Genomic DNA, 23178 nt, shown 5'->3' with positions numbered 1-23178 from the left:
CCGGTAGTGGTCTCAGGCACGGATCCCCCTCGGGATGGTCAGTCGGCCGACGAGGACGTACGCGGCGTCGAAGAGCAGTGCCAGGACGATGATCCCGAGCGTGCCCGCGAGCACCTGGTTGAGCGCGTTCTTGCTGCCCAGGGAGGCGATGCCGCGGAAGATCTCGTTGCCGAGGCCGGGCCCGGAGGCGTACGCGGCAATGGTGGCGATGCCCATCAGCATCTGCGTGGAGACCCTGATCCCGGTCAGGATCGGCGGCCAGGCCAGCGGCAGCTCGACCCGCACGAGCCGGGCGAGGCGCGACATCCCGATGCCCTTCGCCGCGTCCACCAGCGACGGGTCGACCCCGCGCAGCCCGACGATCGCGTTGCGCACGATCGGGAGCAGCCCGTACAGGGTCAGCGCGACGACCGTCGGGGGTACGCCGAGACCGACGATCGGGATCAGCAGGCCGATCATGGCGAGCGACGGGACGGTGAGGATCGTGGACGTGGTGGTCGTGGCGAGATTGCCGGCCCACTCGCTGCGGTAGGTGACCACGCCGAGGAGTACGCCGATGGCCGTCGCGACGACCATGCACTGGAAGACGGCGCTGGCGTGCTGGTAGGCGTCGGTGAGCAGCTGCTGATGGCGGCTGTCGAGGTACTCCCAGAAGTTCACACGTAGTCACTCCCGTCCCTCGTCTGGTGCTGTCAGCCGCTGTCGGCCGGCCGCTGTCAGCCGTTGTCAGTCGTCGTCCTCCGCGGCCTGCTCCACCAGCGGGATGATCCGCAGCGGGACCGGGTTCTCCATGACGATCGCCGTGGAGGCCCGGACGATGCCATCAAAACCGACAACCCGGTCGATCACACGTTGAAGATCGGCGTTGGAGCGGGCGACGAGACGGCAGAGCATGTCCCCGTGCCCCGTGGTGGTGTGCAGTTCGAGCACTTCGGGAACGGTCGCCAAATGCGCCCGTACGTCGGCGCCTTGGCCCTGCTTGATCTCCAGGGTCGCGAACGCGGTCACCGGGTAGCCGAGCGCGGCCGGATCGACGTTCGGCCCGAACCCCCGGATGACTCCGTTCGACTGAAGCCGGTCGAGCCGCGCCTGCACGGTCCCGCGTGCCACGCCGAGCCGCCGCGAGGCCTCCAGTACGCCGATCCGCGGCTCACGGGCCAGCAGCACGATGAGCCGGCCGTCCAGATGATCGATCGCCATGCCGCTCTCCTCGATGGTCATCCTGTACACGGAGCCCGCGCAGACAGGGATATAGCTGTGCACATTGTTCAGCAGATCCGCGAACTGTTGCGCACCTTGCGGAACAGAGAGAGCCTGCGGCCATGACACAGACAACCCACCACACCCCCGACACCGCGCGGCAGGCAGACCCCTTCCCGGTCAAGGGAATGGACGCGGTCGTCTTCGCCGTGGGCAACGCCAAGCAGGCGGCGCACTACTACTCCACCGCCTTCGGCATGAAGCTCGTCGCCTACTCCGGGCCCGAGAACGGCAGCCGCGAGACCGCCTCGTACGTCCTGACCAACGGCTCGGCGCGCTTCGTCCTCACCTCCGTCATCAAGGCCGCCACCCCCTGGGGCCGCTTCCTCGCCGAGCACGTGGCCGAGCACGGCGACGGCGTCGTCGACCTCGCCATCGAGGTCCCGGACGCGCGGGCCGCGTACGCGTACGCCGTCGAGCACGGGGCCCGCTCGGTCGCCGAGCCCTACGAGCTGAAGGACGAGCACGGCACGGTGGTCCTCGCGGCGATCGCCACGTACGGCAAGACCCGGCACACCCTGGTCGACCGCTCCGGTTACGACGGCCCGTACCTCCCGGGTTTCGTCGCCGCGGCCCCGCTCGTCGAACCGCCCGCCCACCGCACCTTCCAGGCCATCGACCACTGCGTCGGCAACGTCGAGCTCGGCCACATGAACGAGTGGGTCGGCTTCTACAACAAGGTCATGGGCTTCACGAACATGAAGGAGTTCGTGGGCGACGACATCGCCACCGAGTACAGCGCGCTGATGTCGAAGGTCGTGGCCGACGGCACGCTCAAGGTCAAGTTCCCGATCAACGAGCCCGCCATCGCCAAGAAGAAGTCCCAGATCGACGAGTACCTGGAGTTCTACGGCGGCGCCGGCGTCCAGCACATCGCCCTCAACACGAACGACATCGTCGAGACCGTACGCACCATGCGCGCGGCCGGAGTCCAGTTCCTGGCCACGCCCGACTCGTACTACGACACCCTGGGGGAGTGGGTCGGCGACACCCGCGTCCCCGTCGACACCCTCCGCGAACTGAAGATCCTCGCCGACCGCGACGAGGACGGCTACCTGCTGCAGATCTTCACCAAGCCGGTCCAGGACCGCCCGACCGTCTTCTTCGAGATCATCGAACGCCACGGCTCGATGGGCTTCGGGAAGGGCAACTTCAAGGCCCTGTTCGAGGCGATCGAGCGGGAGCAGGAGAAGCGGGGCAATCTCTAGCGTCTGGTCCGTCTGGTCCGTCTGGTCCGCCCGTAGTCTGTTCGCATGGCCAGGATGAACGACATCGGCGGCATGGAGGGCTTCGGCCCCATCGACACCACCGACGACACCGAGCCGTTCCACGCGGACTGGGAAGCGCGGGTCTTCGGGCTCTTCAACGCCCTGCGGGCCCAAGGAGTGTTCAACACCGACGAGTTCAGGAACGCCATCGAATCGATGCCGCCGGGGGAGTACCTGGCGGCGTCGTACTACGAACGGTGGTTCCACGCGATCAGCACGCTCCTCGAGCGCAAGGGCCTGATCAAGCCGGGGGAACTCGATGTCTGACACCGAGAGCGGTGCCGAACGCTTCGCTCCGGGCACAGTCGTCCGTACGTACCTCCACGACCCGCCGCACCACACCCGCCTGCCCCGGTACGCCCGCGGCCGCCGCGGAGTCGTCGTCGAGCCCGAGGGCCCCGCCCCCCTCGCGGACGTGAGCGCGCAGGGCCGCGGGGACGCGCCGGTCGAGCAGATCTACGCGGTACGGTTCGCGGCGCGTGACCTCTGGGGCGAGGGCGACCACCACGTCGTACTGGACCTGTGGGAAAGCTACTTGGACTTGGACTTGGACTCGGAAGAGGATCCCGGACATGAGCGGTGACCACGCCGACGCGCTGATCTCCCGGAGGGTGCGGCGCCTGGAGAGCCTGCTGGAGGAACGGGGGGTCCTCTCGGGCGGGGACCTCGACGAGGTGATCGACGCGTTCCTGTCGAGCGCGGCACCCGCGAACGGTGCGCGGGTCGTCGCCCGCGCCTGGACGGACCCCGCGTACAAGTCCCGACTCCTGGCCGACGGCACGGCCGCGGTCCGCGAACTCGGCTTCATGGAAGGCGGATTCCAGCGTCTGCGGGTCGTGGAGAACACGGAGGCGACGCACAACGTCATCGTCTGCACCCTGTGCTCCTGCTATCCGCTGCGCCTCCTGGGCCCGTCCCCGTCCTGGTACAAGTCCGAGGCCTACCGCTCCCGTGTGGTCCGCGAACCCCGCGCGGTACTCGCCGAGTTCGGCCTCGACCTGCCGACGAGCACGGAGATCACGGTGTGGGACTCCAGCGCCGAGACCCGCTACATGGTGTTGCCCCGCCGCCCCTCCGGCACGAGTTCCTCGCAGGAGGCCGAACTGGCGGCTCTGGTCACGCGGAACGCCCTGATCGGGACAGCTGAGGTGTGACGTCGGAGGGCGCCCCCGTGACCTCGGAGGGCGCCCCCGCGAGTTCCTCTTCCGGCTCCCCCAACTCCTCCAGCGCCTCCTTCGCCAAGGGGACCAGGAGCGGCGAGAAGTCCGGGTTGACGCGGAGGGACTCCGCGAGGTGGCGGCGGGCCGGACCGTACCGTTCCAGCGCGCGCTCGATCATGCCCCGGTGGTACGCCACGGACTGCGGTTCGTCATGCTCGGAAGGCATCACCATCAGCACACCGCCCAGTACGACACAGCCCGCGAGGGAGCCGATCAGCGCACGCCGCATCACCGCGTCCCGTACGGACGGGTGCGTCGGCGGTTCTGTCTCCATGGCGCTCACTGTGCGTCAATACGAAGAGCGCACCCGGTCACCACCCCGGTGCCCAAAGCCTCTCGCCAGCGGGGTTCACACCGATGGCCCCGGGTGCGACGCTGTGATCATGAGCCGTATCGAAGCCCCGCACGACGAAGTGACGGGGAACCTCACAGACCGTCTCCTCGCGGGCCTCCCGGCCGACGCGATCCTCACCGATCCGGACGCCACGGCCTCGTACGCCAACGACATGGCCAGCTTCTGCGAGGCCGGCACCCCCGCTGTCGTCGTCCTGCCCCGCACCGTCGAACAGGTCCAGCACGTCATGCGCGTCGCCACCGAGCTGCGTGTCCCGGTCGTCCCGCAAGGCGCCCGCACCGGCCTGTCGGGCGCCGCCAACGCCTCCGACGGCTGCATCGTGCTGTCCCTGATCAAGATGGACCGGATCCTCGAGATCAGCCCGGTCGACCGCATCGCCGTCGTCGAGCCCGGCGTCATCAACGCCACGCTCTCCCGCGCCGTCAACGACCACGGCCTCTACTACCCGCCGGACCCCTCCAGCTGGGAGATGTGCACCATCGGCGGCAACATCGGCACGGCCTCCGGCGGGCTGTGCTGCGTGAAGTACGGGGTCACGGCCGAGTACGTCCTCGGCCTGGACGTCGTCCTCGCCGACGGGCGTCTCATGTCCACCGGCCGCCGTACGGCGAAGGGGGTCGCCGGATACGACCTCACCCGCCTCTTCGTCGGCTCCGAGGGCTCGCTCGGCATCGTCGTACGGGCGACCCTGGCCCTCAAGCCCCAGCCGCCCCAACAGCTGGTGCTGGCCGCCGAGTTCGCGTCGGGCACCGCCGCCTGTGACGCCGTGTGCCGGATCATGGAGGGCGGGCACGTGCCGTCCCTCCTCGAACTGATGGACCGTACGACGGTGAAGGCCGTCAACGACCTGTCGCACATGGGCCTCCCGGAGACCACCGAGGCCCTGCTCCTCGCCGCGTTCGACACCCACGACCCGGCCGCCGACCTCGCCGCGGTCGGCGCGCTGTGCGAGGCCGCGGGCGCCACCCAGGTCGTACCCGCCGACGACGCGGCCGAGTCGGAACTCCTGCTCCAGGCCCGCCGCCTGTCCCTCACCGCGCTCGAAGCGGTCAAGGGCACGACGATGATCGACGACGTGTGCGTACCCCGGTCGAAACTCGGCGAGATGCTCGAAGGGGTCGACCGGATCGCCGAGAAGTACGGGCTGACCATCGGGGTCGTCGCACACGCGGGCGACGGCAACACCCACCCCACCGTCTGCTTCGACGCGGGCGACCCCGACGAGTCCCGGCGTGCCCGTGAATCCTTCGACGAGATCATGGGCCTCGGCCTGGAACTTGACGGCACGATCACCGGCGAGCACGGCGTGGGCGTCCTCAAGAAGGAGTGGCTGGCGCGCGAGATCGGCCCCGTGGGAGTCGAGATGCAGCGGGCGATCAAGACGGCTTTCGACCCGCTGGGCATCCTCAACCCCGGCAAGTTGTTCTGACACCAAGCTCTCCTCACCCCCCAAGCTCTCTTCACGCCTGGCTCTCCTCACCCCCCAAGCTCTCGGCACTCCCAGCTCGCTTCACCCCCGGCCGTCTTCGCCCCCAACGCTATTCACCGTCCTTCGACTCGTCCGACGGCCACGGGTCGCGCAGCCACAGATCGTCGGCGGGAGTGGGAGCGAGCAGCTCGGCGAGGCCGTCGTCGATACCGAGCCGCTCGGCCTCAGAGCCCGGAGGAACCGCCCGCAGGGTGCGCTCCAGCCAGGCGGACACCTGCGCGGCGGGCGCTTCGAGCAGCGCGTCGCCGTCGGGTGAAGTCAGCGCCATCAGCACGACACTCCGGCCGCCGACCTTCGTCGGCCACACCCGCACATCGCCGTGCCCGCACGGCCTGAACACCCCCTCGACGAGCAGCTCACGGGCGAACGTCCAGCTCACGGGGTGATCGGAGCCGACGTGGAAGGTGATGTGGACGGCGTACGGATCGTCGGTGCGATAGGTCAGCCGCGCCGCGACCGGGATGCTGCGCTCCGGTGACAGGACCAGTTTGAGCTCGAGCTCGCGTTCCACCACGGTGTACATATCGTGCGTTTCCTCTCGCGTCCGGGGCCCTGTGAGGGGGCCCGTACGAGTGGAGAGGGCGCGGGGCCCGGAGCATTACGCGGGTTCGGAGGAATCTTTCCGAAGGTGTCCGACGTACGACCGCACCGGGCCGGAAAGGGTGGCGGAACCTTGCTCGAAGGGGGTAGGTCCGGCGGGACCGGCAGTGGCACTTGCGCCCGTCTGATAGATGTGGACGCTCAACACGACCCCCGAGCAGATACGGGACGACGGACATGAGCGCCCCAACCCCGGCCCCCGGCGACGACAGGCCACGCGAAGGGTATTACCCGGATCCCTCCATTCCTGGATATGTCCGGTACTGGAACGGCGCCTCATGGGTGCCGGGCACCAGCCGACCGGCGCCGTCCGACGGCGTGCCGCTCCCGTCGCCCGACGGTTCGCGGGCCGCCCCGGTTTCCACGGAGGAGACGGGTCCGCACTTCTTCGACGAGGACCCGCCCGCCGCCGGTCCGTCACCCGCCGAGGCTCAGCACGGCAGCCGGCCCGAGCCCGCGTCCGCGTGGGGCGCCGAACGCTCCCGGCAGACCGGCTTCGGCGGCGACCCGGACCGACGGGTCTCCTGGGGCTCACCCGACCCCCGCGTACCGTCGGACTCGTCCGCGCCCTCCCAGCCCTCCCGGTCGGAGGGCAGGTCCGAGCACACGCACGGCACAGCCGCGTTCGGTACGTCCGAGTCCGAGTCCGAGCCCGACGGAGGCTCCGGGTCCGGGTCCGGGTCCGGGTCCGGGTCCGCCAAGCCTCCCGCCTCCGGCGGCACGGTGGTGTTCCGCAGGCCCACGGGGCCGGTGCGGCCCGGGTCCGCGGGAGCGGCCGACGGGCCGGGCGGCAAGGCCGGAGCCATGGGTGCCGGGCGCGCACACGTCGCGGGTACGTCCGGTGCGGGGCGCCCGGGTGGTCCGGGTGCGGCCGACGCGAGCGCCGGGCGCACGGACGCCGTGGGCGGCGGCGCGGCCCCGGCCGGCGCCGGCGGCCCCACCGGCCCCGCCCGGCCCGGCGTCCCGGGCTCCCGCGACCCCCTCGCCTCCGAGGGCACGATGACCTTCCGCAGTGTCTCCCCTCGTGTGGGGCAGCAGCGGGGCGGGCAGCAGCCTTCCCCGGCCCAGCCCTCCGCACCCCAGACTCCCGCGGCCGCCTCCCCGTCCGCCCCCTCCACTCCTGCCACTCCTGCCACCCCGAAACAGACCACCCCCACCGTCCCGCCGCAGGCCGAGGCCAACGCCCCCGTGACCGCGGGCGCCGGCGGCGGACAGCCCTCCTGGGCCCAGCAGGTGCACCGCCTGGCCGGGGCCGGGAACGAGGAGCCGTCCGTCGTCCCGTGGAAGCCGGTGCGGGAGGACCCGTTCCAGGCGGCGGTCCGGGCGCAGTCGTCCGCGCGTCCGGCCGGGCTCGGGAAGCGGCTGGCCGCCCGCCTCGTGGACACGCTCGTGCTGGCCGGTGTCACCGGCGCGGCCGCCGTGCCGCTGGGCACCAAGGCCTTCGACCACGTCAACGACAAGATCGACGCGGCCAAGCTGTCCGGCGAGACGGTCACGGTCTGGCTGGTGGACGGCACGACCGCGGTCTACCTCGGCATCATCCTGGCCGTACTGCTCGTCTTCGGCGTCCTCTACGAGGCGCTGCCCACCGCAAAGTGGGGCCGCACCCTCGGCAAGAAGCTGTGCGGTCTCCAGGTACGGGACATCGAGGGCGGCGAACCCCCGTCGTTCGGCGCGGCCCTGCGCCGCTGGCTCGTCTACAGCGTCTCCGGCGTCCTCGCCATCGGTGTCGTGGGTGTCCTGTGGGGCCTGTTCGACCGTCCGTGGCGCCAGTGCTGGCACGACAAGGCGGCCCACACGTTCGTGGCCGGCTGATTCCGGACCCTGTCATCACCCTGTCGTCGAAATTCGCCTACCTCGGACGGCCGCCCGCCCATTGCGCAGCCGGAGGGTTCGCGGTCGACTCGGGATATGACCACCGAGCCGCCGCCTCCGCCGGACGAGGACCCGTTCAAGAAGCGCCCGGACGAGGACCCGTTCAAGAAGCAGCCGCCACCCTCCGGCGAGGGCCAGGGCCCGCCGTACGACCCCTCGTACGGCAACCAGCCCCCGCCGGGCGACGGTTCCCCGTACGGCGCCACACCCCCGCCCTACGGCGGCGGAGACCCCTACGGCGGCGGCCCGTACACCACTGACCCCCTCGCCGGGATGCCCCCGCTCGCCGACAGCGGCAGGCGCGTGCTCGCCAGGATCATCGACATGATCCTCGTCATCGTCGTGGTGTGGCTGCTGACCTGGGGCTTCGGTGTCAACGAGTACGACGTGGACACAGACAGGATCGAGTACGGCAGAGGCATCGGCCAGTCCCTGATCGCCGCGGTGCTCTACATCGGTTACGACACCTTCATGACCGCCAAGTCGGGGCAGACCCTCGGCAAGAAGTGGCTCAACCTGCGCGTGGCCAACCTCGACAACGGCGCCACGCCCTCCATGCAGGTGTCGCTGATCCGCGCGCTGGTCCTGTGGGTGCCGTTCGCGTTCTGCTGCGCCTGCCTCTGGACCGCGATCGCGGGCGGCTGGAGCTTCTTCGACAAGCCCTACAAACAGGGCCTGCACGACAAGGCGGCCAAAACGGTGGTGGTCAGCACTGGTTGAGGCGGCGCCGGCTGAAGCGCGAGGCGGCGTGACGAACGACGGGTCCGTACGAACGACGGGTCCGTACGAACGACGGGTCCGTACGAACGACGGGTCCGTACGAACGACGCCCCGTACGAACGACGGGTCCGTTCTTCTCGGTCCGCCGTTCGCGTACCGGCTCAGTCAGGCGCGTTCGCGTACCGGCTCCGGCGCACCGGCGCTGGCGGCGGACACGGTCTGCCGCCGCATCGGAGCACGCTGCTCCGTGACGGTGACAGGCTCGGTGGAGTCAACAGGCGCGGCGGGAGCGCCAGTCGGGGCATGGGCGACAGGGGCGGCAGACGCATTCGGTGCGGCGGCGGCCGGCGCGGGCTTCGGTACGGGAACCGTCATGGCCACGAGAAGCCCGAGAACGAGGGCGGAAAACGCGATCACCACGATTCCCAGGCCCGAACTCGTCTGTGACAGCAGCAACATGGCGAGCGTGGTGAAGATCACGGTGCAGGAGCCGTAGGTGAGCTGTGCGGCGGTCGGACGAGGCATGGCAGTTCCGTCCTCGGGGTGGGGGTCTCCCCCCGTGCCTCTCGCGATGGGGGAGGGTGCGGATAAGAATGAAGGGTTCGACAACGGTGTCCGGTTGGCAAACCACCGGAAATCCGGCGAGCCGCCAACCGACTCTATTCGCCTGTCTGCCCGAGGGGAACGAACGGTAAGCGTGACCTAACCCACGGTGCCGGTGCACAGGGGGCGCACGGAGTCATGGCGTCCATCAAGTGGACGTTCGAACGCGCCCGTTGAGCGGTGCGCCGAACGCCCGCGAGCGGGCGGATGCCGAGGTGTGGTGTGCGGCCGCCGGTACATATCGCATTTGACCTGTTCAAGTCAAGATCTGTCTTTTCTTCTTCAACTCCGGTCGAATGGCGTCACTTGTGACGCGCATAGAGCGCGCGCGGACCCCAAGGTTTTTACCCCCCTCCCTTCCGCGCGCCCGTGCGCGAGGGAGGACTGCCTCAAGTGACCAGCAGACCATGGACGTTCAGAGCAACCGCGGTGGGTGTGGCACTCGCAGCGGCGGCTGCCACGTTCTCGACCTTCGCGGTGGCGCAGGCCGACGCCGGTGACCAGCCGGCCGCGGCCGTGGACCGGCGGGACCCGGCGCGTGCCGAGGGCAAAGTCGACGACCTGAAGGGCCCGTTGACAGATCGTCAGGAAGCCCAGCGCGAAGAGGCGCTCAAGCAGGTCATATCCGGCGACGCCACCGTCAAGAGCCGTGGCGGCTCGCAGGTCGTCAAGCTCGAGAACGGCAAGTACGTCGAGCTCGGCCGCGAGAAGACGGACCAGATCTTCACGATCCTGGTGGAGTTCGGCGACCAGGTGGACAGCCGGTACGGCGGTACGCCGGGCCCGTTGCACAACCAGATAGCCGAGCCGGACCGTGCCAAGGACAACAGCACGGCCTGGCAGGCGGACTACAACAAGGAACACTTCGAAGAGCTCTACTTCGGCACCGGCAAGAACACCGAGTCGATGAAGAAGTACTACGAGAAGCAGTCCTCGGGCCGCTACTCGGTGGACGGCGCGGTCTCCGACTGGGTCAAGGTGCCCTACAACGAGGCCCGTTACGGCTCCAACAAGTGCCAGCCCGACACCTGCGCGTGGAACGCCGTCGCCGACGGTGTCACCGCGTGGGCCGCCGACCAGAAGGCGGCCGGCAAGTCCGAGGCCGACATCAAGTCCGAGCTGTCCGCCTACGACAAGTGGGACCGCTACGACTTCGACGCCGACGGCAACTTCAACGAGCCCGACGGCTACATCGACCACTTCCAGATCGTGCACGCCGGTGAGGACGAGTCCGCTGGCGGCGGCGCCCAGGGCGAGGACGCGATCTGGGCCCACCGCTGGTACGCGTTCGGCACCGACGCCGGCTCCACCGGCCCGGCCGGCAACAAGCTCGGCGGCGCGCAGATCGGTGACTCCGGCATCTGGGTCGGCGACTACACCATCCAGCCGGAGAACGGCGGACTCGGCGTCTTCGCCCACGAGTACGGCCACGACCTGGGTCTGCCGGACCACTACGACACGACCAACACCGCCGAGAACTCCACCGGTTTCTGGACCGTGATGTCCGGCGGCTCCTGGCTCGGCACCGGCAAGGGCGAGATCGGCAACCTGCCCGGCGACATGACCGCCTGGGACAAGCTGCAACTCGGCTGGCTGGACTACGACACGGCCAAGGCCGCGACGCGGTCCACCCACAAGCTGGGCGTCGCCGAGTACAACACCGCGAACCCGCAGGCGCTGATCGTCGAACTGCCGGCGAAGAAGGTCAGCACCGAGGTGGTCGTCCCGGCGCAGGGCGAAACCCAGTGGTGGAGCGGCAGCGGCGATGACCTCAGGAACTCGCTGACCCGTTCCGTGGACCTCACGGGCAAGTCCTCGGCCACGCTGACGCTCGACGGCTGGTACGACATCGAGACGGACTACGACTACCTCTACACCGAGGTCTCGACCGACGGCGGCGCCAACTGGACGCCCGTCGACGGCACGGTCGACGGCGCCGCGATCACCCGCGACGGCAGCGGCAAGCCCGCGCTGACCGGCACGGTGGACGCGTACAAGAAGCTGTCGTACCCGCTCGACGCCTACGCGGGCAAGAAGATCGACCTGCGCTTCCGCTACTCGACCGACGGCGGCGTGGCCCAGAAGGGCTTCGCGGCCGACGAGATCACCGTGACCGCCGACGGTTCGCCGCTCTTCTCGGACAACGCCGAGACCGCGGACGCCGCCTGGACGGCCACCGGCTTCTCCCGCATCGGCGCGTCCATCACGGACGACTACGCGCAGTACTACATCGCCGAGAACCGCCAGTACGTGTCGTACGACAAGACCCTCAAGACCGGCCCGTACAACTTCGGCTTCACGACCACGCGTCCGGACTGGGTGGAGCACTTCCCGTACCAGAACGGCCTGTTGATCTGGAAGTGGGACACCTCCCAGGCGGACAACAACGTCAGCCAGCACCCGGGCACCGGCCTGCTGCTGCCGGTGGACGCCCACCCGACGCCGCTGAAGTGGGCCGACGGCACGATGATGCGCAGCCGCATCCAGGGGTACGACTCGACGTTCAGCTCGTACCGGACGGACGGCGTCACGCTGCACAAGGCGGGCGTCCCCACGAAGATCAAGTCGCTCCCGGGCAACCGGATCTTCAACGACCACACGAACACGTACTACGACGAGGCGACCCCGTACGCGGGCGTCAAGGTCACTGACACCAACACCAAGATCGCGATCGTGCAGGAGCCGCTCTCCGGCTCGACGATCACGGTGAAGGTCACCGCCGCGACGAAGTAGAACTCGTTTTCGCAGGTCAGGCCATGATCGGCCGCAACCCCCTGGCGGGTTGCGGCCGATCGTGTTTAGGTGCGTCCTGTGGCTGACTTATTGACACCAGTTCTCTCGGGGGGATGACCGCATGGCCGCAGGAGGCTTCTGCAGACTGCCGAACGGCAGGGTGGTGGTGGCGTTGAACCTGCCCAGCCCGTACGCCGGAGGCAGCGGCTCGGTACGTGTGCTCGTGCACGCCCAGAACCGGGCCCGCGCACTGACGCGGCTGCGCAACCTGGGCCTGCGGGCGGTGTACCTGCGCGGCAACGGGCAGCCGCCGACCCCGGACGAGATCACCGCCGTCCTGCACCACCCCGACGGCCTGATATGGCGCACGGCCCCCGGCGCCGACGCCTGCGCCGCCGAGCTGTGGCGCCCGATCCGATCCCTGATGCGGGCCCCGGCGACTCCGCGTTAGCGCTCCGCCGGGAGGCGGTTCGTTGTCTGCGGGTTTGTGGGGGCTGGTCGCGCCCGCGCGGCGGAGCCGCATATGTCACAGCCCCGCGCCCCTTCGGGGCCCGGAGGAGCTCGCAGTTCTCCGCGCCCCCTTCGGGGCCCGGAGGGGGCGGCCTCGGTCTAGACGACCGGCTTCCCGCTGAGTTCCACGCCCGCCTCGCGCAGCTCCTCCAGGGCGCGCTCGGTGGTGGCCTCGGCCACCCCGGCCGTGAGGTCCAGCAGGACCTGCGTACGGAAGCCCTCACGGGCCGCGTCCAGGGCCGTGGCGCGGACGCAGTGGTCGGTGGCGATGCCCACCACGTCGACCTCGGTGATCTCGCGGGCGCGCAGCCAGTCGCCCAGCGCTACCCCGTTCTCGTCGACGCCCTCGAAGCCGCTGTACGCCGCCGCGTACGCGCCCTTGTCGAAGACGGCGTCGATCGCGCCGGAGGCGACCACCGGAGCGAAGTTCGGGTGGAAGCCCACGCCCTCGGTGCCGGCCACGCAGTGCGCGGGCCAGGAGTGGACGAAGTCGGGGTTGTCGGCGAAGTGGCCGCCGGGGGCGATGTGGTGGTCGCGGGTCGCCACGACATGGCGGTAACCGGCGGGCGCCTGCCCGATCAGCTCCGTGATCGCGGCGGCCACGTCGGCGCCTCCGGCCACGGCGAGGCTGCCTCCCTCGCAGAAGTCGTTCTGTACGTCAACGACGATCAAGGCGCGGCGCATGGGTCGGTTCCTTCGGCTTGGCGCGGACCGCTCCGCGAGGGGTGGTGCCTTGTCTTCGGGTTGGTCGTGGGGCTGGTCGCGCAGTTCCCCGTGCCCCTTGCGGGGCCGGTTGCTGGGATCGAGCCTAGAGACTTCGCGGTCGGGGTGGGAGAGGCCTTCCCGCTTCCGTCTCGTTCATTCGCCTTCGCGGGTGGGCTTGGCCGGAGGTTTGCGACGGGCGCCCCGCCGGGTCGGCCCCACGCGCCTCACACGTACTCGGTCGGAATGACCGCTTCCCCCCGGGACAACTGGGTCGCCGAGAGAGGCAGGTTGGCGCGGGCCGCCGCGTGCCGGTCGCGTACGACGTCCAGGGGCTCGCGGGCGAGGACCTGGCCGCCCTTGATGAGCTCCACCAGCAGCTCACGGCCGGCGAGCTCCGCCGGGACGACCCCGGTGCCGATCACCTCGGCCTCGGCGGTCCCGTGCTCGTCCAGCCGCCGCGCGGCCCATTTGCGGCCGCCGATGGACGTCTTGCCGCCCGTCGACTTCTTGGCCACCGGTTCGAGCGGAGCCTTCGGGTCCGCCGAGTGGGCGCGCGCCACGAGCTTGTAGACCATCGAACACGTCGGATGGCCGGAACCCGTCACCAGCTGGGTGCCCACGCCGTACGCGTCCACGGGCGCCGCGGCCAGCGAGGCGATCGCGTACTCGTCCAGGTCCGAGGTCACGATGATCCGCGTGTTCGTGGCGCCCAGCTCGTCCAGCTGCTGCCGGACCCGGTGCGCCACGAGCAGCAGGTCACCGGAGTCGATGCGCACGGCGCCCAGCTCGGGCCCGGCGACCTCCACGGCCGTCCGGACCGCCTCATCCACGTCGTACGTGTCCACGAGCAGCGTCGTGCCCCGGCCGAGCGAGTCCACCTGGGCCTGGAACGCGTCCCGCTCGCTGTCGTGGAGGAGGGTGAAGGCGTGGGCGCTCGTGCCGACGGTCGGGATGGCGTAGCGGAAGCCGGCGGCCAGGTCCGAGGTGGTCGTGAAGCCACCGACGTACGCCGCCCGGGACGCCGCCACCGCGGCCAGCTCGTGCGTGCGCCGGGCGCCCATCTCGATCAGCGGGCGCTCCCCGGCGGCCGAGGCCATCCGGGACGCGGCGGCCGCGATCGCCGAGTCGTGGTTGAGGATGGAGAGGATCACCGTCTCCAGGAGCACGCACTCCGCGAAGGAGCCCTCGACCCGCAGGATCGGCGAGCCGGGAAAGTACACCTCGCCCTCCGGGTAGCCCCAGACGTCGCCGCTGAAGCGGTACGAGGCCAGCCACTCCAGGGTCGGCCGGTCCACCACGCGGTGCTCGCGCAGGAAGCCGATGACGTCCGCGTCGAAGCGGAAGTTCTCGACCGCGTCCAGTACCCGCCCGGTCCCCGCGACGACGCCGTAACGGCGGCCCTCGGGCAGTCGGCGGGTGAAGACCTCGAAGACCGAACGCCGGTCGGCGGTACCGCCCTTGAGGGCGGCCTGCAGCATGGTCAGCTCGTAGTGGTCCGTGAAGAGCGCTGTCGACGGGACGTCCACCGGCAGCCCTAGGTCCGCAGTGTTCATGGCAAGAGATGCTACCCCTAATCTCGTCACTCTGACGATTTGTGGGTTCGTTTGGCCGGGCACCCCCCTGTGGTGGCAGCATGGGCCGTGTGACGGCTCCCGCACCCCTAGAGACCGAAAAGACCGAATCGGCGGAGGAGGTCTTCGCCGTACCCGAGCCCGACGTCCCCTGGGTCACCATCGTCCACAACGACCCGGTCAACCTGATGAGCTACGTGACCTACGTGTTCCAGTCGTACTTCGGGTACTCCAAGGACAAGGCCACCAAACTCATGCTCGACGTCCACAACAAGGGCCGGGCGGTGGTCTCCAGCGGAACCCGTGAGGAGATGGAGCGCGACGTGCAGGCCATGCACGGTTACGGTCTGTGGGCGACCCTCCAGCAGGACCGGAAGTAGACCGGACGTGAGTGACCCGCCGGGACCCGAAGCAGTCCTTCCGGCGGAACCCGTCCGGCGGAACCGGCGACAACCGACCGCGCGCAGTACTGGAAGTAGCGACGCAACCTGATGCCAGGACACTTCGAACCGCTCCCCGGCGGCGGCGCGGCCGTCGCGCTCGACGAGGTCGAGATCTCCATCATCCGTTCCCTCGCCGTACAGCTCCTGGAGCTCATCGGCCCGGGCCCCGGCGAGGACGCCTCCGACGACCCGCTCGCGGAGCTGTTCGCGGACGGCCCGAGCGAGCCGCCCTCCGATCCCGTCCTCCAGCGGCTGTTCCCCGACGCGTACAGCGGCCCCGACGTCGAGGCCACGTCGCCTGAGCAGGCCGAGGAGCAGCGCGCGTACTCCGCGGAGTTCCGCCGCTTCACCGAGAACGACCTGCGCGCGGGCAAGCGGGACAACGCGCTCGCGGTGATCCGCTCCCTGGACGCGCTCTCCTCCGCGGGCGAGGGCGGCGCCGTCCTCAAGCTGACGCCGGAGGAGTCGAAGCAGTGGCTCAGCTCCCTCAACGACCTGCGCCTGGCGATCGGCTCCCGGCTCGACGTCATCGACGAGGAGGACACCGACCTCCTCTACCGGCTGCCGGACGAGGATCCGCGCAAGCCGATGGTGATGGCGTACCTGTGGCTGGGCGGGCTCCAGGAGACGCTCGTCGAGACGCTCATGCCCTGAACCCGCACGCCCCACCTACCGCACGCCCGCACGCCCGTGTCGAGTGCCGACTTGCCCTGATCTGTTCGGACATTTGGTGTCTGGTGTTCGCTCAAAGGACGCTCAAAACCGGATAACGATCGCGTCACCGTGACCGCGTCCTATAGGGCGCGGTTCGACTTTTGTCCGGTTCTCTCTGTGGCGTGCGCCACGCGGCGCCCAGTTGATCACCAGGGCCGCCGTGATAGATCTTCACGACCACCTGACGGGACCACCCATGTCCGGTCGGGGGCGCCACCACGCCGGCGGATCGCCGGCTCGGCACAGCTCCATCCATATCCGGGGGGATCGGAACCCGATCCGAGGCCGCGCAGCCGGCTCGGATCGGCATGGAGAAAGGCGTCCACCACATGACCTCGGTGCAGGTCGGCAAGAACCACGACGGCAATGAGGCCGAGGGCCACGAGGCCCCCGAAGAGGGTTACGAACGCGGGCTCGGCAGTCGCCAGGTGCAGATGATCGCGATCGGCGGCGCGATCGGCGTCGGCCTCTTCCTGGGTGCCGGGGCGAACATCGCCAAGGCAGGCCCCAGTCTCATCCTCATGTACGCCCTCGCCGGCGTCATCATCTTCTTCATCATGCGGGCCCTCGGCGAGCTCCTGCTCTACCGCCCCGTCTCGGGCTCCTTCGCGGAGTACTCCCGCGAGTTCCTCGGCCCGTTCTTCGGCTACTTCACCGGCTGGACGTACTGGCTGATGTGGGTCGTCACCGGCATGGCGGAACTCACCGCCGCCGCGATCTACGTCAACTACTGGTTCCCGGCCATCCCGCAGTGGGTCACGGCCCTGGTCTTCCTGATCGTCCTGTTCGCGGCCAACCTGATCTCCGTCAAGCTCTTCGGCGAGATCGAGTTCTGGTTCTCGATGGTCAAGGTCACCGCCCTCATCGGCATGATCGTGATCGGCCTGGGCGTGCTCACCTTCGGCTTCAGCTCCGCGGGCGACTCCGCCGCCGTCTCCAACCTCTGGGCCTTCGACGGCTTCTTCCCCAAGGGCATCGGCTCGTCCCTGATGACCCTGCAGGGCGTCATGTTCGCCTACCTCGCGGTCGAACTCGTCGGCGTCACCGCCGGTGAGTCCGAGAACCCGGAGAAGACCCTCCCCAAGGCGATCAACACCCTGCCCTGGCGCATCGCCCTCTTCTACGTCGGCGCCCTCACCGTCATCCTCTGCGTCGTGAAGTGGACGGAATTCGCGGACGGCGTGAGCCCCTTCGTCGCGGCCTTCGCGAAGATCGGCATCCCGGCCGGCGCCGGCATCGTCAACTTCGTGGTCCTGACGGCGGCCCTCTCCTCCTGCAACTCGGGCATGTACTCCACCGGCCGCATGCTGCGCACCCTGGCCGACAACGGCGAGGCCCCCCGGGTCTTCAGCAAGCTCTCCGCCACGAAGACGCCCGCGTTCGGCATCACCGTCTCCATGCTCTTCATGGGCATCGGCGTGATCCTGAACTACATCGTCCCGGAGAAGGCCTTCGGCTACGTCGTCTCGGTGGCCACCGCGGCCGGCATCTGGACCTGGCTGATGATCCTCATCAGCCACATCCTGTATCGCCGCGCGGTCGACGCCGGACAACTGCCCGCGTCGCCCTTCCCGGCACCGGGCGGCGCGAAGCTCAGCTGGGTCGCGGTCGTGTTCCTGCTCTTCGTCACCGGCCTGATCGCGTACGACCCCGACTCCCGCGTCTGCCTGTACGTGATGGCCGGCTGGGCGGCCGCGCTGGGCATCGGCTGGGCCGTGCTGAAGTCGCGCAACCCGGAGGTCGCCGAGCGCCGCGAGCCGGTGTTCGAGAAGACCGACTGAGTCGGCCGGTCCGGCATGTGGGCTGCCCCGTACCACCCCTCGGTACGCGGCAGCCCACCCGTCTCCCACCGCCACCCTGCCCGACGCTCCCCAGTGCTGAACGCCTGGGGGACCCCCATCGGCCCCTTTTGATTTCCTGCTTATCCTGACCGACATGCTGACCATCACCCAGGCCCTCGTCGACCAGATCGTCGCGCACGCGCGCCAGGACCACCCCGACGAGGCATGCGGCGTGGTCGCGGGCCCCGAGGGGACCGGCCGCCCCGAGCGGTTCATCCCGATGCTCAACGCCGCGCGCTCGCCCACCTTCTACGAGTTCGACTCCGGCGACCTGCTCAAGCTGTACCGCGAGATGGACGACCGCGACGAGGAACCGGTGGTCATCTACCACTCGCACACGGCCACCGAGGCGTACCCGTCCCGCACCGACATCTCGTACGCGAACGAGCCCGGCGCCCACTACGTCCTCGTCTCCACGGCGGACACGGACGACGCGGGCCCCTTCCAGTTCCGCTCCTACCGGATCGTGGAGGGCGAGGTCACAGAGGAAGAGGTCAAGATCGTGGAGGCCTACTGAGCTGCGGAGCTGCCGAACTCGAGCCGCCGAGCTCCCGGGAAAGACCCAGCTATCTCACTTTTCGGACGGAAAGCGTCCGGGATGTGGGATCACATTCCGGGGGCGGGGCCGGGAATCGATACGATGACCGCATGGTTTCCCAGGACGTGAGCGAAAAGACGCCGGGCACGCTGCTCGTGGCGCGGCTGCACGTCGACCTGTGCAGGCTGCAGAGCGCCATCTGTACGCGCTGACCCCTGCCGCCGTACGGCCGTGAGCCGCGGCCCGTAACACCCCGCACGTGCGTTGCCCGCGCTGCCGCGCGCCCACCGACCTGACTTTCCTCCCGACAGGAGCCCGCAACCATGGCCATCGAGGTCCGCATCCCCACCATCCTCCGCAGCTACACAGACGGTCAGAAGGCCGTCGAGGGCGGCGGGGAGACCCTCGCCGACCTGTTCACCGACCTCGACACCCGCCACACGGGCATCAAGGCCCGCATCGTGGACGACGCCACCGGTGGCGAGCTGCGCCGCTTCGTGAACGTGTACCTGAACGACGAGGACGTCCGCTTCCTCGACGGCATCAACACCAAGCTCACCGACGGCGACAACGTCACGATCCTGCCGGCCGTGGCCGGCGGCATGGTCTGACCGGGCCCGGGCTCTGATCGCTGATGCGCTACGACTCCCCGCTGGCCGCGGTGGGCAACACCCCTCTGGTGCGCCTGCCGCGGCTCTCGCCGTCCTCGGACGTACGGATCTGGGCGAAACTCGAGGACCGGAACCCGACCGGCTCGGTCAAGGACCGGCCCGCGCTCCACATGATCGAACAGGCCGAGAAGGACGGCCGGCTGACGCCCGGCTGCACCATCCTCGAGCCCACCTCCGGCAACACCGGCATCTCCCTCGCCATGGCGGCCAAGCTCAAGGGCTACCGCATGGTCTGCGTCATGCCCGAGAACACCTCCCAGGAGCGCCGGGAACTGCTCGCCATGTGGGGCGCCGAGATCATCCCGTCCCCGGCGGCGGGAGGCTCCAACACGGCGGTACGGGTCGCCAAGGAGCTGTCGGCCGAGCACCCGGACTGGGTGATGCTCTACCAGTACGGCAACCCTGACAACGCGGGCGCGCACTACGCCACCACGGGCCCGGAGATCCTCACCGACCTCCCCTCGATCACGCACTTCGTCGCCGGCCTCGGCACCACCGGCACCCTGATGGGCGTCGGCCGTTTTCTGCGCGAGCACAAGCCGGACGTCAAGATCGTCGCCGCCGAGCCGCGCTACGACGACCTGGTGTACGGCCTCAGGAACCTGGACGAGGGCTTCGTACCCGAGCTGTACGACGCCTCCGTGCTGACCACCCGCTTCTCCGTCGGCTCCGCCGACGCCGTGACCCGTACGCGGGAGCTGCTCCAGCAGGAGGGCATCTTCGCGGGCGTCTCGACGGGGGCCGCGCTGCACGCCGCGATCGGCGTCGGCAACAAGGCCGTGAAGGCGGGGGAGTCCGCCGACATCGCCTTCGTCGTCGCGGACGGCGGTTGGAAGTACCTCTCCACCGGTGTCTACACGGCGGCCACGACGGAAGAGGCGATCGAGACGCTGCAGGGCCAGCTCTGGGCGTAGTCCGGGGCTCCGCCCTCAAAGCCGGAGGGGCTGACCATTAACGCCGGAGGGGCTGAATACTTCCGCCGGAGGGGCTGAATACTTTGCGGCCCGGGCCGGCACCAATCAGCCCGTCCGGCGTTTGGGGACGAGGCCGTTCAGGCCGAAAGCGGGGGTCCGGGGGCGCAGCCCCCAGGGGATGGGACGGGTAGGGGCGGCGGGGGCGAAAGAAATCCTCACCCCGCCAGATACCGCACCTGATCCCACACCCCCGGATCCACCACCCCCACCCTCCGCCGAAAGTCCCACACCCTCAGATCCCGCAGCTCGTCCGTCTCCAGAAAGCTCGCCCGGCCGTGGGCATCGCCCACGGCCCCCGGCGGCAGCGGAATCACCCCGGCCCCCCGCCCGTCGCGATACCTGCTGGTGATCTTGGCGACGATGGCCGTGCGACCGCGCACGGCAAGCACCAGACAGGGACGATCCTTCGCCCCGGCCCCGTCCTCCTCGTAGGGAACGTTCGCCCACCAGATCTCGGCGGCCCGCGGCCGAGGAGCACGCCGAAGCCACCCGGCGGGCCCGGGCTGCCCGGAGGGCCCCCGCCGCCCCCACCCATCAACCAGCGTCGCGACAACCGCGAGCAACAGCACGGCAGCGAGCGCCAGCCACCACGACGTGTCCATGCTTATGACGGTACCGGCGCGCTCCCGGCCCCGCCCCGCGCTTGCCGACGCTCGTCCACCCCGCTGGCCCCCGAACCGGTGACACCGCAGGTGAGTTCCCCCACAACGCCCCCTTACTGAGGAGCGACCCGCCCTTTTGCGCCTTACGCTCGACGGACCGCACGACCCCCGTTTTCACTCCCCGCCCGCGGAGGTTTCTGCTCTATGAAGCTCACCGTCGTCGGCTGCTCGGGGTCGTTCCCGTCCGCGGAATCGGCCTGCTCGAGCTACCTCGTCGAGGCCGACGGCTTCCGGCTGCTTCTCGACATGGGCAATGGTGCCCTTGGCGAGCTGCAGCGCCACTGCGGTCTCTACGACCTTGACGCGATCTTCCTCAGCCACCTGCACGCCGACCACTGCATCGACATGTGCGCGTACTTCGTCGCGCGCTACTACCGCCATGACGGCGGCCGCTGCGATCCCATCCCGGTCTACGGACCCGAGGGCACGGAGCACCGGCTGACCACCGCTTACGCGGACACTCCCTCCGCCTCCTCCATGAGCGAGGTCTTCGACTTCCACACCGTCAAGCCCGGCTCCTTCGAGATCGGCCCGTTCTCGGTACACACCGAGAGGGTGAGCCACCCCGTGGAGGCGTACGGCATCCGCGTCGAGCACGGCGGGAAGTCGCTGACGTACTCCGGGGACACGGGCGTGTGCGACACGCTCGACGAACTCGCCCGGGACACCGACCTGTTCCTCTGCGAGGCCGCGTTCACGTACGGCAAGGAGGCCATCCCGGACCTCCACCTCAACGGCCACGAGGCCGGCGAAACCGCGGCCCGCGCCGCGGCCCGCCGACTCGTCCTCACCCACATCCCCCCGTGGACGGACCCCCAGGCAAACCTGGCGGACGCCCGCGCGGTGTACGGGGGACCGGTGGAACTGGCGGCACCGCGGGTGACGTACGAGATCTAGAGCCCGAACGTACGAGAAGGCCCCCGGAGGAATCTCCGGGGGCCTTCTCGTACGTAGTGCTGCTCGGCGTACGTACTGCTACTTGGCTTCGGCCTTCTGCAGCTCCGCCAGCTCCTCGTCGGACTCGCGGCCCGGTGTCGGAAGGTTGAACTTGATGATCGCGAAGCGGAAGACCGCGTAGTAGACCGCCGCGAAGCAGAGACCCACCACGACCAGGCCCCATGGATTCGTCGCGATGCCGAGGTTCAGGAAGAAGTCGACCGCGCCGGCCGAGAAGCCGAAGCCGTCCTTCATGCCGAGTGCCCAGGTCAGCGCCATGGAGACACCGGTGAGGACCGCGTGGATGGCGTACAGGACCGGTGCGATGAACATGAACGTGAACTCGATCGGCTCGGTCACGCCCGTGACGAAGGACGTCAGCGCCAGCGAGAGCATCATGCCGCCGACGACCTTGCGGCGCTCGGGGCGGGCGCAGTGCACGATCGCCAGGCAGGCGGCCGGGAGCGCGAACATCATGATCGGGAAGAAGCCGGTCATGAACTGTCCGGCGCTCGGGTCACCGGCCAGGAAGCGGCCGATGTCACCGCTCTTGCCCTCGAACTCGCCCGCCTGGAACCACGGGAAGGAGTTCAGCAGGTGGTGCATGCCGATCGGGATCAGCGCACGGTTGGCGACACCGAAGATGCCCGCGCCCGCAGCGCCCGAACCCACCAGCCACTCACCGAAGTTGTGCAGACCGGTGCCCAACACCGGCCAGATGTAGCCGAAGACGATGCCGATGACCAGGCCCGCGAAGGCGGAGAGGATCGGAACGAGGCGGCGGCCGCCGAAGAAGCCCGCCCAGTCGGGCAACTTGGTCCGGTAGAACTTCTGGTACAGGAGGGCGACGACGATGCCCATCACCACACCGCCCAGGACCTTCGCGTCCACCGGGGCGTCCGTCATGACGACCTTGCCGTCGACGGCCTTCGCCACCTGCGGGAGGTTCTCGTCGGTGAACGTGGCGAGTACGTTCTTGAAGACCAGGTAGCCGACGACGGCCGCGAGCGCGGTCGAACCGTCCGACTTCTTCGCGAAGCCGATCGCGATACCCACGGCGAACAGCAGCGCCATGTTGTCGAGAATCGCGTTGCCGCCCGCCGCCATGAAGCCGGCGATCTTGGTGATGAACGCCGGGAACGACTCGCGGCCGAGCATGTCGGTGTTGCCGAGGCGCACCAGGAGCGCGGCCGCCGGCAGGACAGCGACCGGCAGCATCAGGCTGCGGCCGATGCGCTGCATGACAGCCATCGCGCCGGAGCCCTTCTTCTTCGCAGCCGCAGGGGCGGCGCTGGCCGTGGACACAACTTCCTCCAGTGGACATGGCGCCGCCTGGGGACAGGCAAAATATGGAAGGCGGCGCCGCCGAGGGAACGCGGCCATCGACCGCGTGGTCTACACCACTCAGTGGTGTAGACCTGTTGTAGCACGGTGAAGGCGAGATAAGGAACCCGCGAATTTATGGCACACCGTCAGGAGCGCGGAGCCCT

General features: G+C 69.4%; 25 protein-coding genes and 1 pseudogene. 17 read left to right on the top strand and 9 right to left on the bottom strand.

The features are described from left to right. Positions 1 to 12: 12 nt before the first annotated feature. On the bottom strand, positions 13 to 660 hold the full coding sequence (locus ACTWQR_RS14850) for an ABC transporter permease (protein ID WP_443227506.1): 648 nt from the start codon (positions 658 to 660) through the stop codon (positions 13 to 15). A gap of 66 nt (positions 661 to 726) precedes the next feature. After that, the gene (locus ACTWQR_RS14845) at positions 727 to 1200 is read right to left on the bottom strand and encodes an Lrp/AsnC family transcriptional regulator (RefSeq protein ID WP_443227505.1); all 474 of its coding nucleotides are present in this window, start codon (positions 1198 to 1200) and stop codon (positions 727 to 729) included. A 122-nt stretch (positions 1201 to 1322) separates the two neighbouring features. Here ACTWQR_RS14845 and hppD point away from each other — a divergent pair, with 122 nt between their 5' ends. The 4 genes from hppD to nthA are packed head-to-tail and all read left to right on the top strand — an operon-like array spanning position 1323 to position 3682. Next, a complete protein-coding gene (gene hppD / locus ACTWQR_RS14840) occupies positions 1323 to 2468 on the top strand; it encodes a 4-hydroxyphenylpyruvate dioxygenase (protein ID WP_443227504.1) in 1146 nt (381 codons plus the stop codon). 45 nt (positions 2469 to 2513) lie between these two features. Beyond that, entirely contained in the window at positions 2514 to 2795 is a 282-nt protein-coding gene (locus ACTWQR_RS14835) for a hypothetical protein (RefSeq protein WP_443227503.1), read from the top strand. Further along, entirely contained in the window at positions 2788 to 3111 is a 324-nt protein-coding gene (locus ACTWQR_RS14830) for an SH3-like domain-containing protein (RefSeq protein ID WP_443227502.1), read from the top strand. The genes ACTWQR_RS14835 and ACTWQR_RS14830 overlap by 8 nt, the downstream gene beginning before the upstream one ends. Next, on the top strand, positions 3101 to 3682 hold the full coding sequence (nthA, locus tag ACTWQR_RS14825) for a nitrile hydratase subunit alpha (protein ID WP_443227501.1): 582 nt from the start codon (positions 3101 to 3103) through the stop codon (positions 3680 to 3682). The genes ACTWQR_RS14830 and nthA overlap by 11 nt, the downstream gene beginning before the upstream one ends. Here the strand turns inward: nthA and ACTWQR_RS14820 are convergent. After that, positions 3645 to 3881, bottom strand: a pseudogene (locus ACTWQR_RS14820) (hypothetical protein); the annotation flags it as partial. The gene nthA and the pseudogene ACTWQR_RS14820 overlap by 38 nt on opposite strands. Positions 3882 to 4125: 244 nt before the next feature. Between ACTWQR_RS14820 and ACTWQR_RS14815 the strand changes: the two are divergent. Next, a complete protein-coding gene (locus ACTWQR_RS14815) occupies positions 4126 to 5532 on the top strand; it encodes an FAD-binding oxidoreductase (RefSeq protein ID WP_443227500.1) in 1407 nt (468 codons plus the stop codon). A 109-nt stretch (positions 5533 to 5641) separates the two neighbouring features. Here the strand turns inward: ACTWQR_RS14815 and ACTWQR_RS14810 are convergent, their stop codons facing one another. After that, a complete protein-coding gene (locus tag ACTWQR_RS14810) occupies positions 5642 to 6115 on the bottom strand; it encodes an SsgA family sporulation/cell division regulator (protein WP_443227499.1) in 474 nt (157 codons plus the stop codon). 254 nt (positions 6116 to 6369) lie between these two features. Here ACTWQR_RS14810 and ACTWQR_RS14805 point away from each other — a divergent pair, with 254 nt between their 5' ends. Then, positions 6370 to 8007, top strand: a complete 1638-nt coding sequence (locus ACTWQR_RS14805; RefSeq protein WP_443227498.1) for an RDD family protein — start codon at positions 6370 to 6372, stop codon at positions 8005 to 8007. Between the two features lie 96 nt (positions 8008 to 8103). After that, positions 8104 to 8787 (top strand): RDD family protein, encoded by a 684-nt coding sequence (locus tag ACTWQR_RS14800; RefSeq protein WP_443227497.1) that lies wholly within the window; start codon positions 8104 to 8106, stop codon positions 8785 to 8787. A gap of 165 nt (positions 8788 to 8952) precedes the next feature. Here the strand turns inward: ACTWQR_RS14800 and ACTWQR_RS14795 are convergent, their stop codons facing one another. After that, complete coding sequence (locus tag ACTWQR_RS14795) at positions 8953 to 9312, bottom strand: hypothetical protein (protein ID WP_443227496.1); 360 nt, start codon at positions 9310 to 9312, stop codon at positions 8953 to 8955. Positions 9313 to 9783: 471 nt separating this feature from the next. Between ACTWQR_RS14795 and ACTWQR_RS14790 the strand changes: the two genes are divergently transcribed. Next, entirely contained in the window at positions 9784 to 12123 is a 2340-nt protein-coding gene (locus ACTWQR_RS14790) for an immune inhibitor A domain-containing protein (RefSeq protein WP_443227495.1), read from the top strand. Positions 12124 to 12244: 121 nt separating this feature from the next. Next, positions 12245 to 12574 carry a hypothetical protein gene (locus ACTWQR_RS14785; protein ID WP_443227494.1) on the top strand — a complete coding sequence of 110 codons (330 nt, stop codon included), beginning with the start codon at positions 12245 to 12247 and terminating at the stop codon, positions 12572 to 12574. Between the two features lie 158 nt (positions 12575 to 12732). Here ACTWQR_RS14785 and ACTWQR_RS14780 read toward each other — a convergent pair whose 3' ends face one another. Beyond that, a complete protein-coding gene (locus ACTWQR_RS14780) occupies positions 12733 to 13317 on the bottom strand; it encodes an isochorismatase family protein (RefSeq protein WP_443227493.1) in 585 nt (194 codons plus the stop codon). A gap of 245 nt (positions 13318 to 13562) precedes the next feature. Next, on the bottom strand, positions 13563 to 14891 hold the full coding sequence (locus ACTWQR_RS14775; RefSeq protein ID WP_443227492.1) for a nicotinate phosphoribosyltransferase: 1329 nt from the start codon (positions 14889 to 14891) through the stop codon (positions 13563 to 13565). Between the two features lie 80 nt (positions 14892 to 14971). Between ACTWQR_RS14775 and clpS the strand changes: the two genes are divergently transcribed. The 7 genes from clpS to ACTWQR_RS14740 all read left to right on the top strand — a co-directional run bounded on the left by clpS (position 14972) and on the right by ACTWQR_RS14740 (position 20030). Next, positions 14972 to 15289 (top strand): ATP-dependent Clp protease adapter ClpS, encoded by a 318-nt coding sequence (clpS, locus tag ACTWQR_RS14770; protein ID WP_443227491.1) that lies wholly within the window; start codon positions 14972 to 14974, stop codon positions 15287 to 15289. A 111-nt stretch (positions 15290 to 15400) separates the two neighbouring features. Next, the gene (locus ACTWQR_RS14765; protein WP_443227490.1) at positions 15401 to 16006 is read left to right on the top strand and encodes a DUF2017 domain-containing protein; all 606 of its coding nucleotides are present in this window, start codon (positions 15401 to 15403) and stop codon (positions 16004 to 16006) included. 389 nt (positions 16007 to 16395) lie between these two features. Continuing rightward, complete coding sequence (locus ACTWQR_RS14760) at positions 16396 to 17847, top strand: amino acid permease (RefSeq protein ID WP_443227489.1); 1452 nt, start codon at positions 16396 to 16398, stop codon at positions 17845 to 17847. A gap of 154 nt (positions 17848 to 18001) precedes the next feature. Next, positions 18002 to 18424, top strand: a complete 423-nt coding sequence (locus tag ACTWQR_RS14755; protein ID WP_443227488.1) for a Mov34/MPN/PAD-1 family protein — start codon at positions 18002 to 18004, stop codon at positions 18422 to 18424. A 131-nt stretch (positions 18425 to 18555) separates the two neighbouring features. Continuing rightward, positions 18556 to 18657: a putative leader peptide gene (locus ACTWQR_RS14750; RefSeq protein ID WP_322747002.1), complete on the top strand. Its 102-nt coding sequence runs from the start codon at positions 18556 to 18558 to the stop codon at positions 18655 to 18657. 111 nt (positions 18658 to 18768) lie between these two features. Continuing rightward, on the top strand, positions 18769 to 19056 hold the full coding sequence (locus ACTWQR_RS14745; RefSeq protein WP_443227487.1) for a MoaD/ThiS family protein: 288 nt from the start codon (positions 18769 to 18771) through the stop codon (positions 19054 to 19056). Between the two features lie 23 nt (positions 19057 to 19079). After that, the gene (locus ACTWQR_RS14740) at positions 19080 to 20030 is read left to right on the top strand and encodes a PLP-dependent cysteine synthase family protein (protein WP_443227486.1); all 951 of its coding nucleotides are present in this window, start codon (positions 19080 to 19082) and stop codon (positions 20028 to 20030) included. A gap of 215 nt (positions 20031 to 20245) precedes the next feature. Here the strand turns inward: ACTWQR_RS14740 and ACTWQR_RS14735 are convergent, their stop codons facing one another. Then, positions 20246 to 20692, bottom strand: coding sequence for a type II toxin-antitoxin system PemK/MazF family toxin (locus tag ACTWQR_RS14735; RefSeq protein WP_443227485.1), 447 nt, complete (start codon positions 20690 to 20692; stop codon positions 20246 to 20248). A 204-nt stretch (positions 20693 to 20896) separates the two neighbouring features. Here ACTWQR_RS14735 and ACTWQR_RS14730 point away from each other — a divergent pair, with 204 nt between their 5' ends. Then, positions 20897 to 21649: an MBL fold metallo-hydrolase gene (locus ACTWQR_RS14730; protein WP_443227484.1), complete on the top strand. Its 753-nt coding sequence runs from the start codon at positions 20897 to 20899 to the stop codon at positions 21647 to 21649. Positions 21650 to 21727: 78 nt separating this feature from the next. Here ACTWQR_RS14730 and ACTWQR_RS14725 read toward each other — a convergent pair whose 3' ends face one another. After that, on the bottom strand, positions 21728 to 22993 hold the full coding sequence (locus ACTWQR_RS14725) for a PTS transporter subunit EIIC (RefSeq protein ID WP_443227483.1): 1266 nt from the start codon (positions 22991 to 22993) through the stop codon (positions 21728 to 21730). Positions 22994 to 23178 lie beyond the last annotated feature (185 nt).

This window comes from Streptomyces sp. 2A115, assembly GCF_052245575.1.
Classification (GTDB): Bacteria; Actinomycetota; Actinomycetes; order Streptomycetales; family Streptomycetaceae; genus Streptomyces.
Note: the sequence above shows the minus strand (reverse complement) of the source record. Positions and strands in the feature narration are given on the sequence as shown.

What these genes read in the sequence shown, in the direction of transcription:
- ACTWQR_RS14845 (WP_443227505.1), bottom strand. Translation starts at nt 1,200, where the DNA reads ATGGCGATCGATCATCTGGACGGCCGGCTCATCGTGCTGCTGGCCCGT.
- hppD (WP_443227504.1), top strand. Translation starts at nt 1,323, where the DNA reads ATGACACAGACAACCCACCACACCCCCGACACCGCGCGGCAGGCAGAC.
- ACTWQR_RS14835 (WP_443227503.1), top strand. Translation starts at nt 2,514, where the DNA reads ATGGCCAGGATGAACGACATCGGCGGCATGGAGGGCTTCGGCCCCATC.
- ACTWQR_RS14830 (WP_443227502.1), top strand. Translation starts at nt 2,788, where the DNA reads ATGTCTGACACCGAGAGCGGTGCCGAACGCTTCGCTCCGGGCACAGTC.
- nthA (WP_443227501.1), top strand. Translation starts at nt 3,101, where the DNA reads ATGAGCGGTGACCACGCCGACGCGCTGATCTCCCGGAGGGTGCGGCGC.
- ACTWQR_RS14810 (WP_443227499.1), bottom strand. Translation starts at nt 6,115, where the DNA reads ATGTACACCGTGGTGGAACGCGAGCTCGAGCTCAAACTGGTCCTGTCA.
- ACTWQR_RS14805 (WP_443227498.1), top strand. Translation starts at nt 6,370, where the DNA reads ATGAGCGCCCCAACCCCGGCCCCCGGCGACGACAGGCCACGCGAAGGG.
- ACTWQR_RS14800 (WP_443227497.1), top strand. Translation starts at nt 8,104, where the DNA reads ATGACCACCGAGCCGCCGCCTCCGCCGGACGAGGACCCGTTCAAGAAG.
- ACTWQR_RS14795 (WP_443227496.1), bottom strand. Translation starts at nt 9,312, where the DNA reads ATGCCTCGTCCGACCGCCGCACAGCTCACCTACGGCTCCTGCACCGTG.
- ACTWQR_RS14785 (WP_443227494.1), top strand. Translation starts at nt 12,245, where the DNA reads ATGGCCGCAGGAGGCTTCTGCAGACTGCCGAACGGCAGGGTGGTGGTG.
- ACTWQR_RS14780 (WP_443227493.1), bottom strand. Translation starts at nt 13,317, where the DNA reads ATGCGCCGCGCCTTGATCGTCGTTGACGTACAGAACGACTTCTGCGAG.
- ACTWQR_RS14775 (WP_443227492.1), bottom strand. Translation starts at nt 14,891, where the DNA reads ATGAACACTGCGGACCTAGGGCTGCCGGTGGACGTCCCGTCGACAGCG.
- clpS (WP_443227491.1), top strand. Translation starts at nt 14,972, where the DNA reads ATGGGCCGTGTGACGGCTCCCGCACCCCTAGAGACCGAAAAGACCGAA.
- ACTWQR_RS14765 (WP_443227490.1), top strand. Translation starts at nt 15,401, where the DNA reads ATGCCAGGACACTTCGAACCGCTCCCCGGCGGCGGCGCGGCCGTCGCG.
- ACTWQR_RS14760 (WP_443227489.1), top strand. Translation starts at nt 16,396, where the DNA reads ATGACCTCGGTGCAGGTCGGCAAGAACCACGACGGCAATGAGGCCGAG.
- ACTWQR_RS14755 (WP_443227488.1), top strand. Translation starts at nt 18,002, where the DNA reads ATGCTGACCATCACCCAGGCCCTCGTCGACCAGATCGTCGCGCACGCG.
- ACTWQR_RS14750 (WP_322747002.1), top strand. Translation starts at nt 18,556, where the DNA reads ATGGTTTCCCAGGACGTGAGCGAAAAGACGCCGGGCACGCTGCTCGTG.
- ACTWQR_RS14745 (WP_443227487.1), top strand. Translation starts at nt 18,769, where the DNA reads ATGGCCATCGAGGTCCGCATCCCCACCATCCTCCGCAGCTACACAGAC.
- ACTWQR_RS14740 (WP_443227486.1), top strand. Translation starts at nt 19,080, where the DNA reads ATGCGCTACGACTCCCCGCTGGCCGCGGTGGGCAACACCCCTCTGGTG.
- ACTWQR_RS14735 (WP_443227485.1), bottom strand. Translation starts at nt 20,692, where the DNA reads ATGGACACGTCGTGGTGGCTGGCGCTCGCTGCCGTGCTGTTGCTCGCG.
- ACTWQR_RS14730 (WP_443227484.1), top strand. Translation starts at nt 20,897, where the DNA reads ATGAAGCTCACCGTCGTCGGCTGCTCGGGGTCGTTCCCGTCCGCGGAA.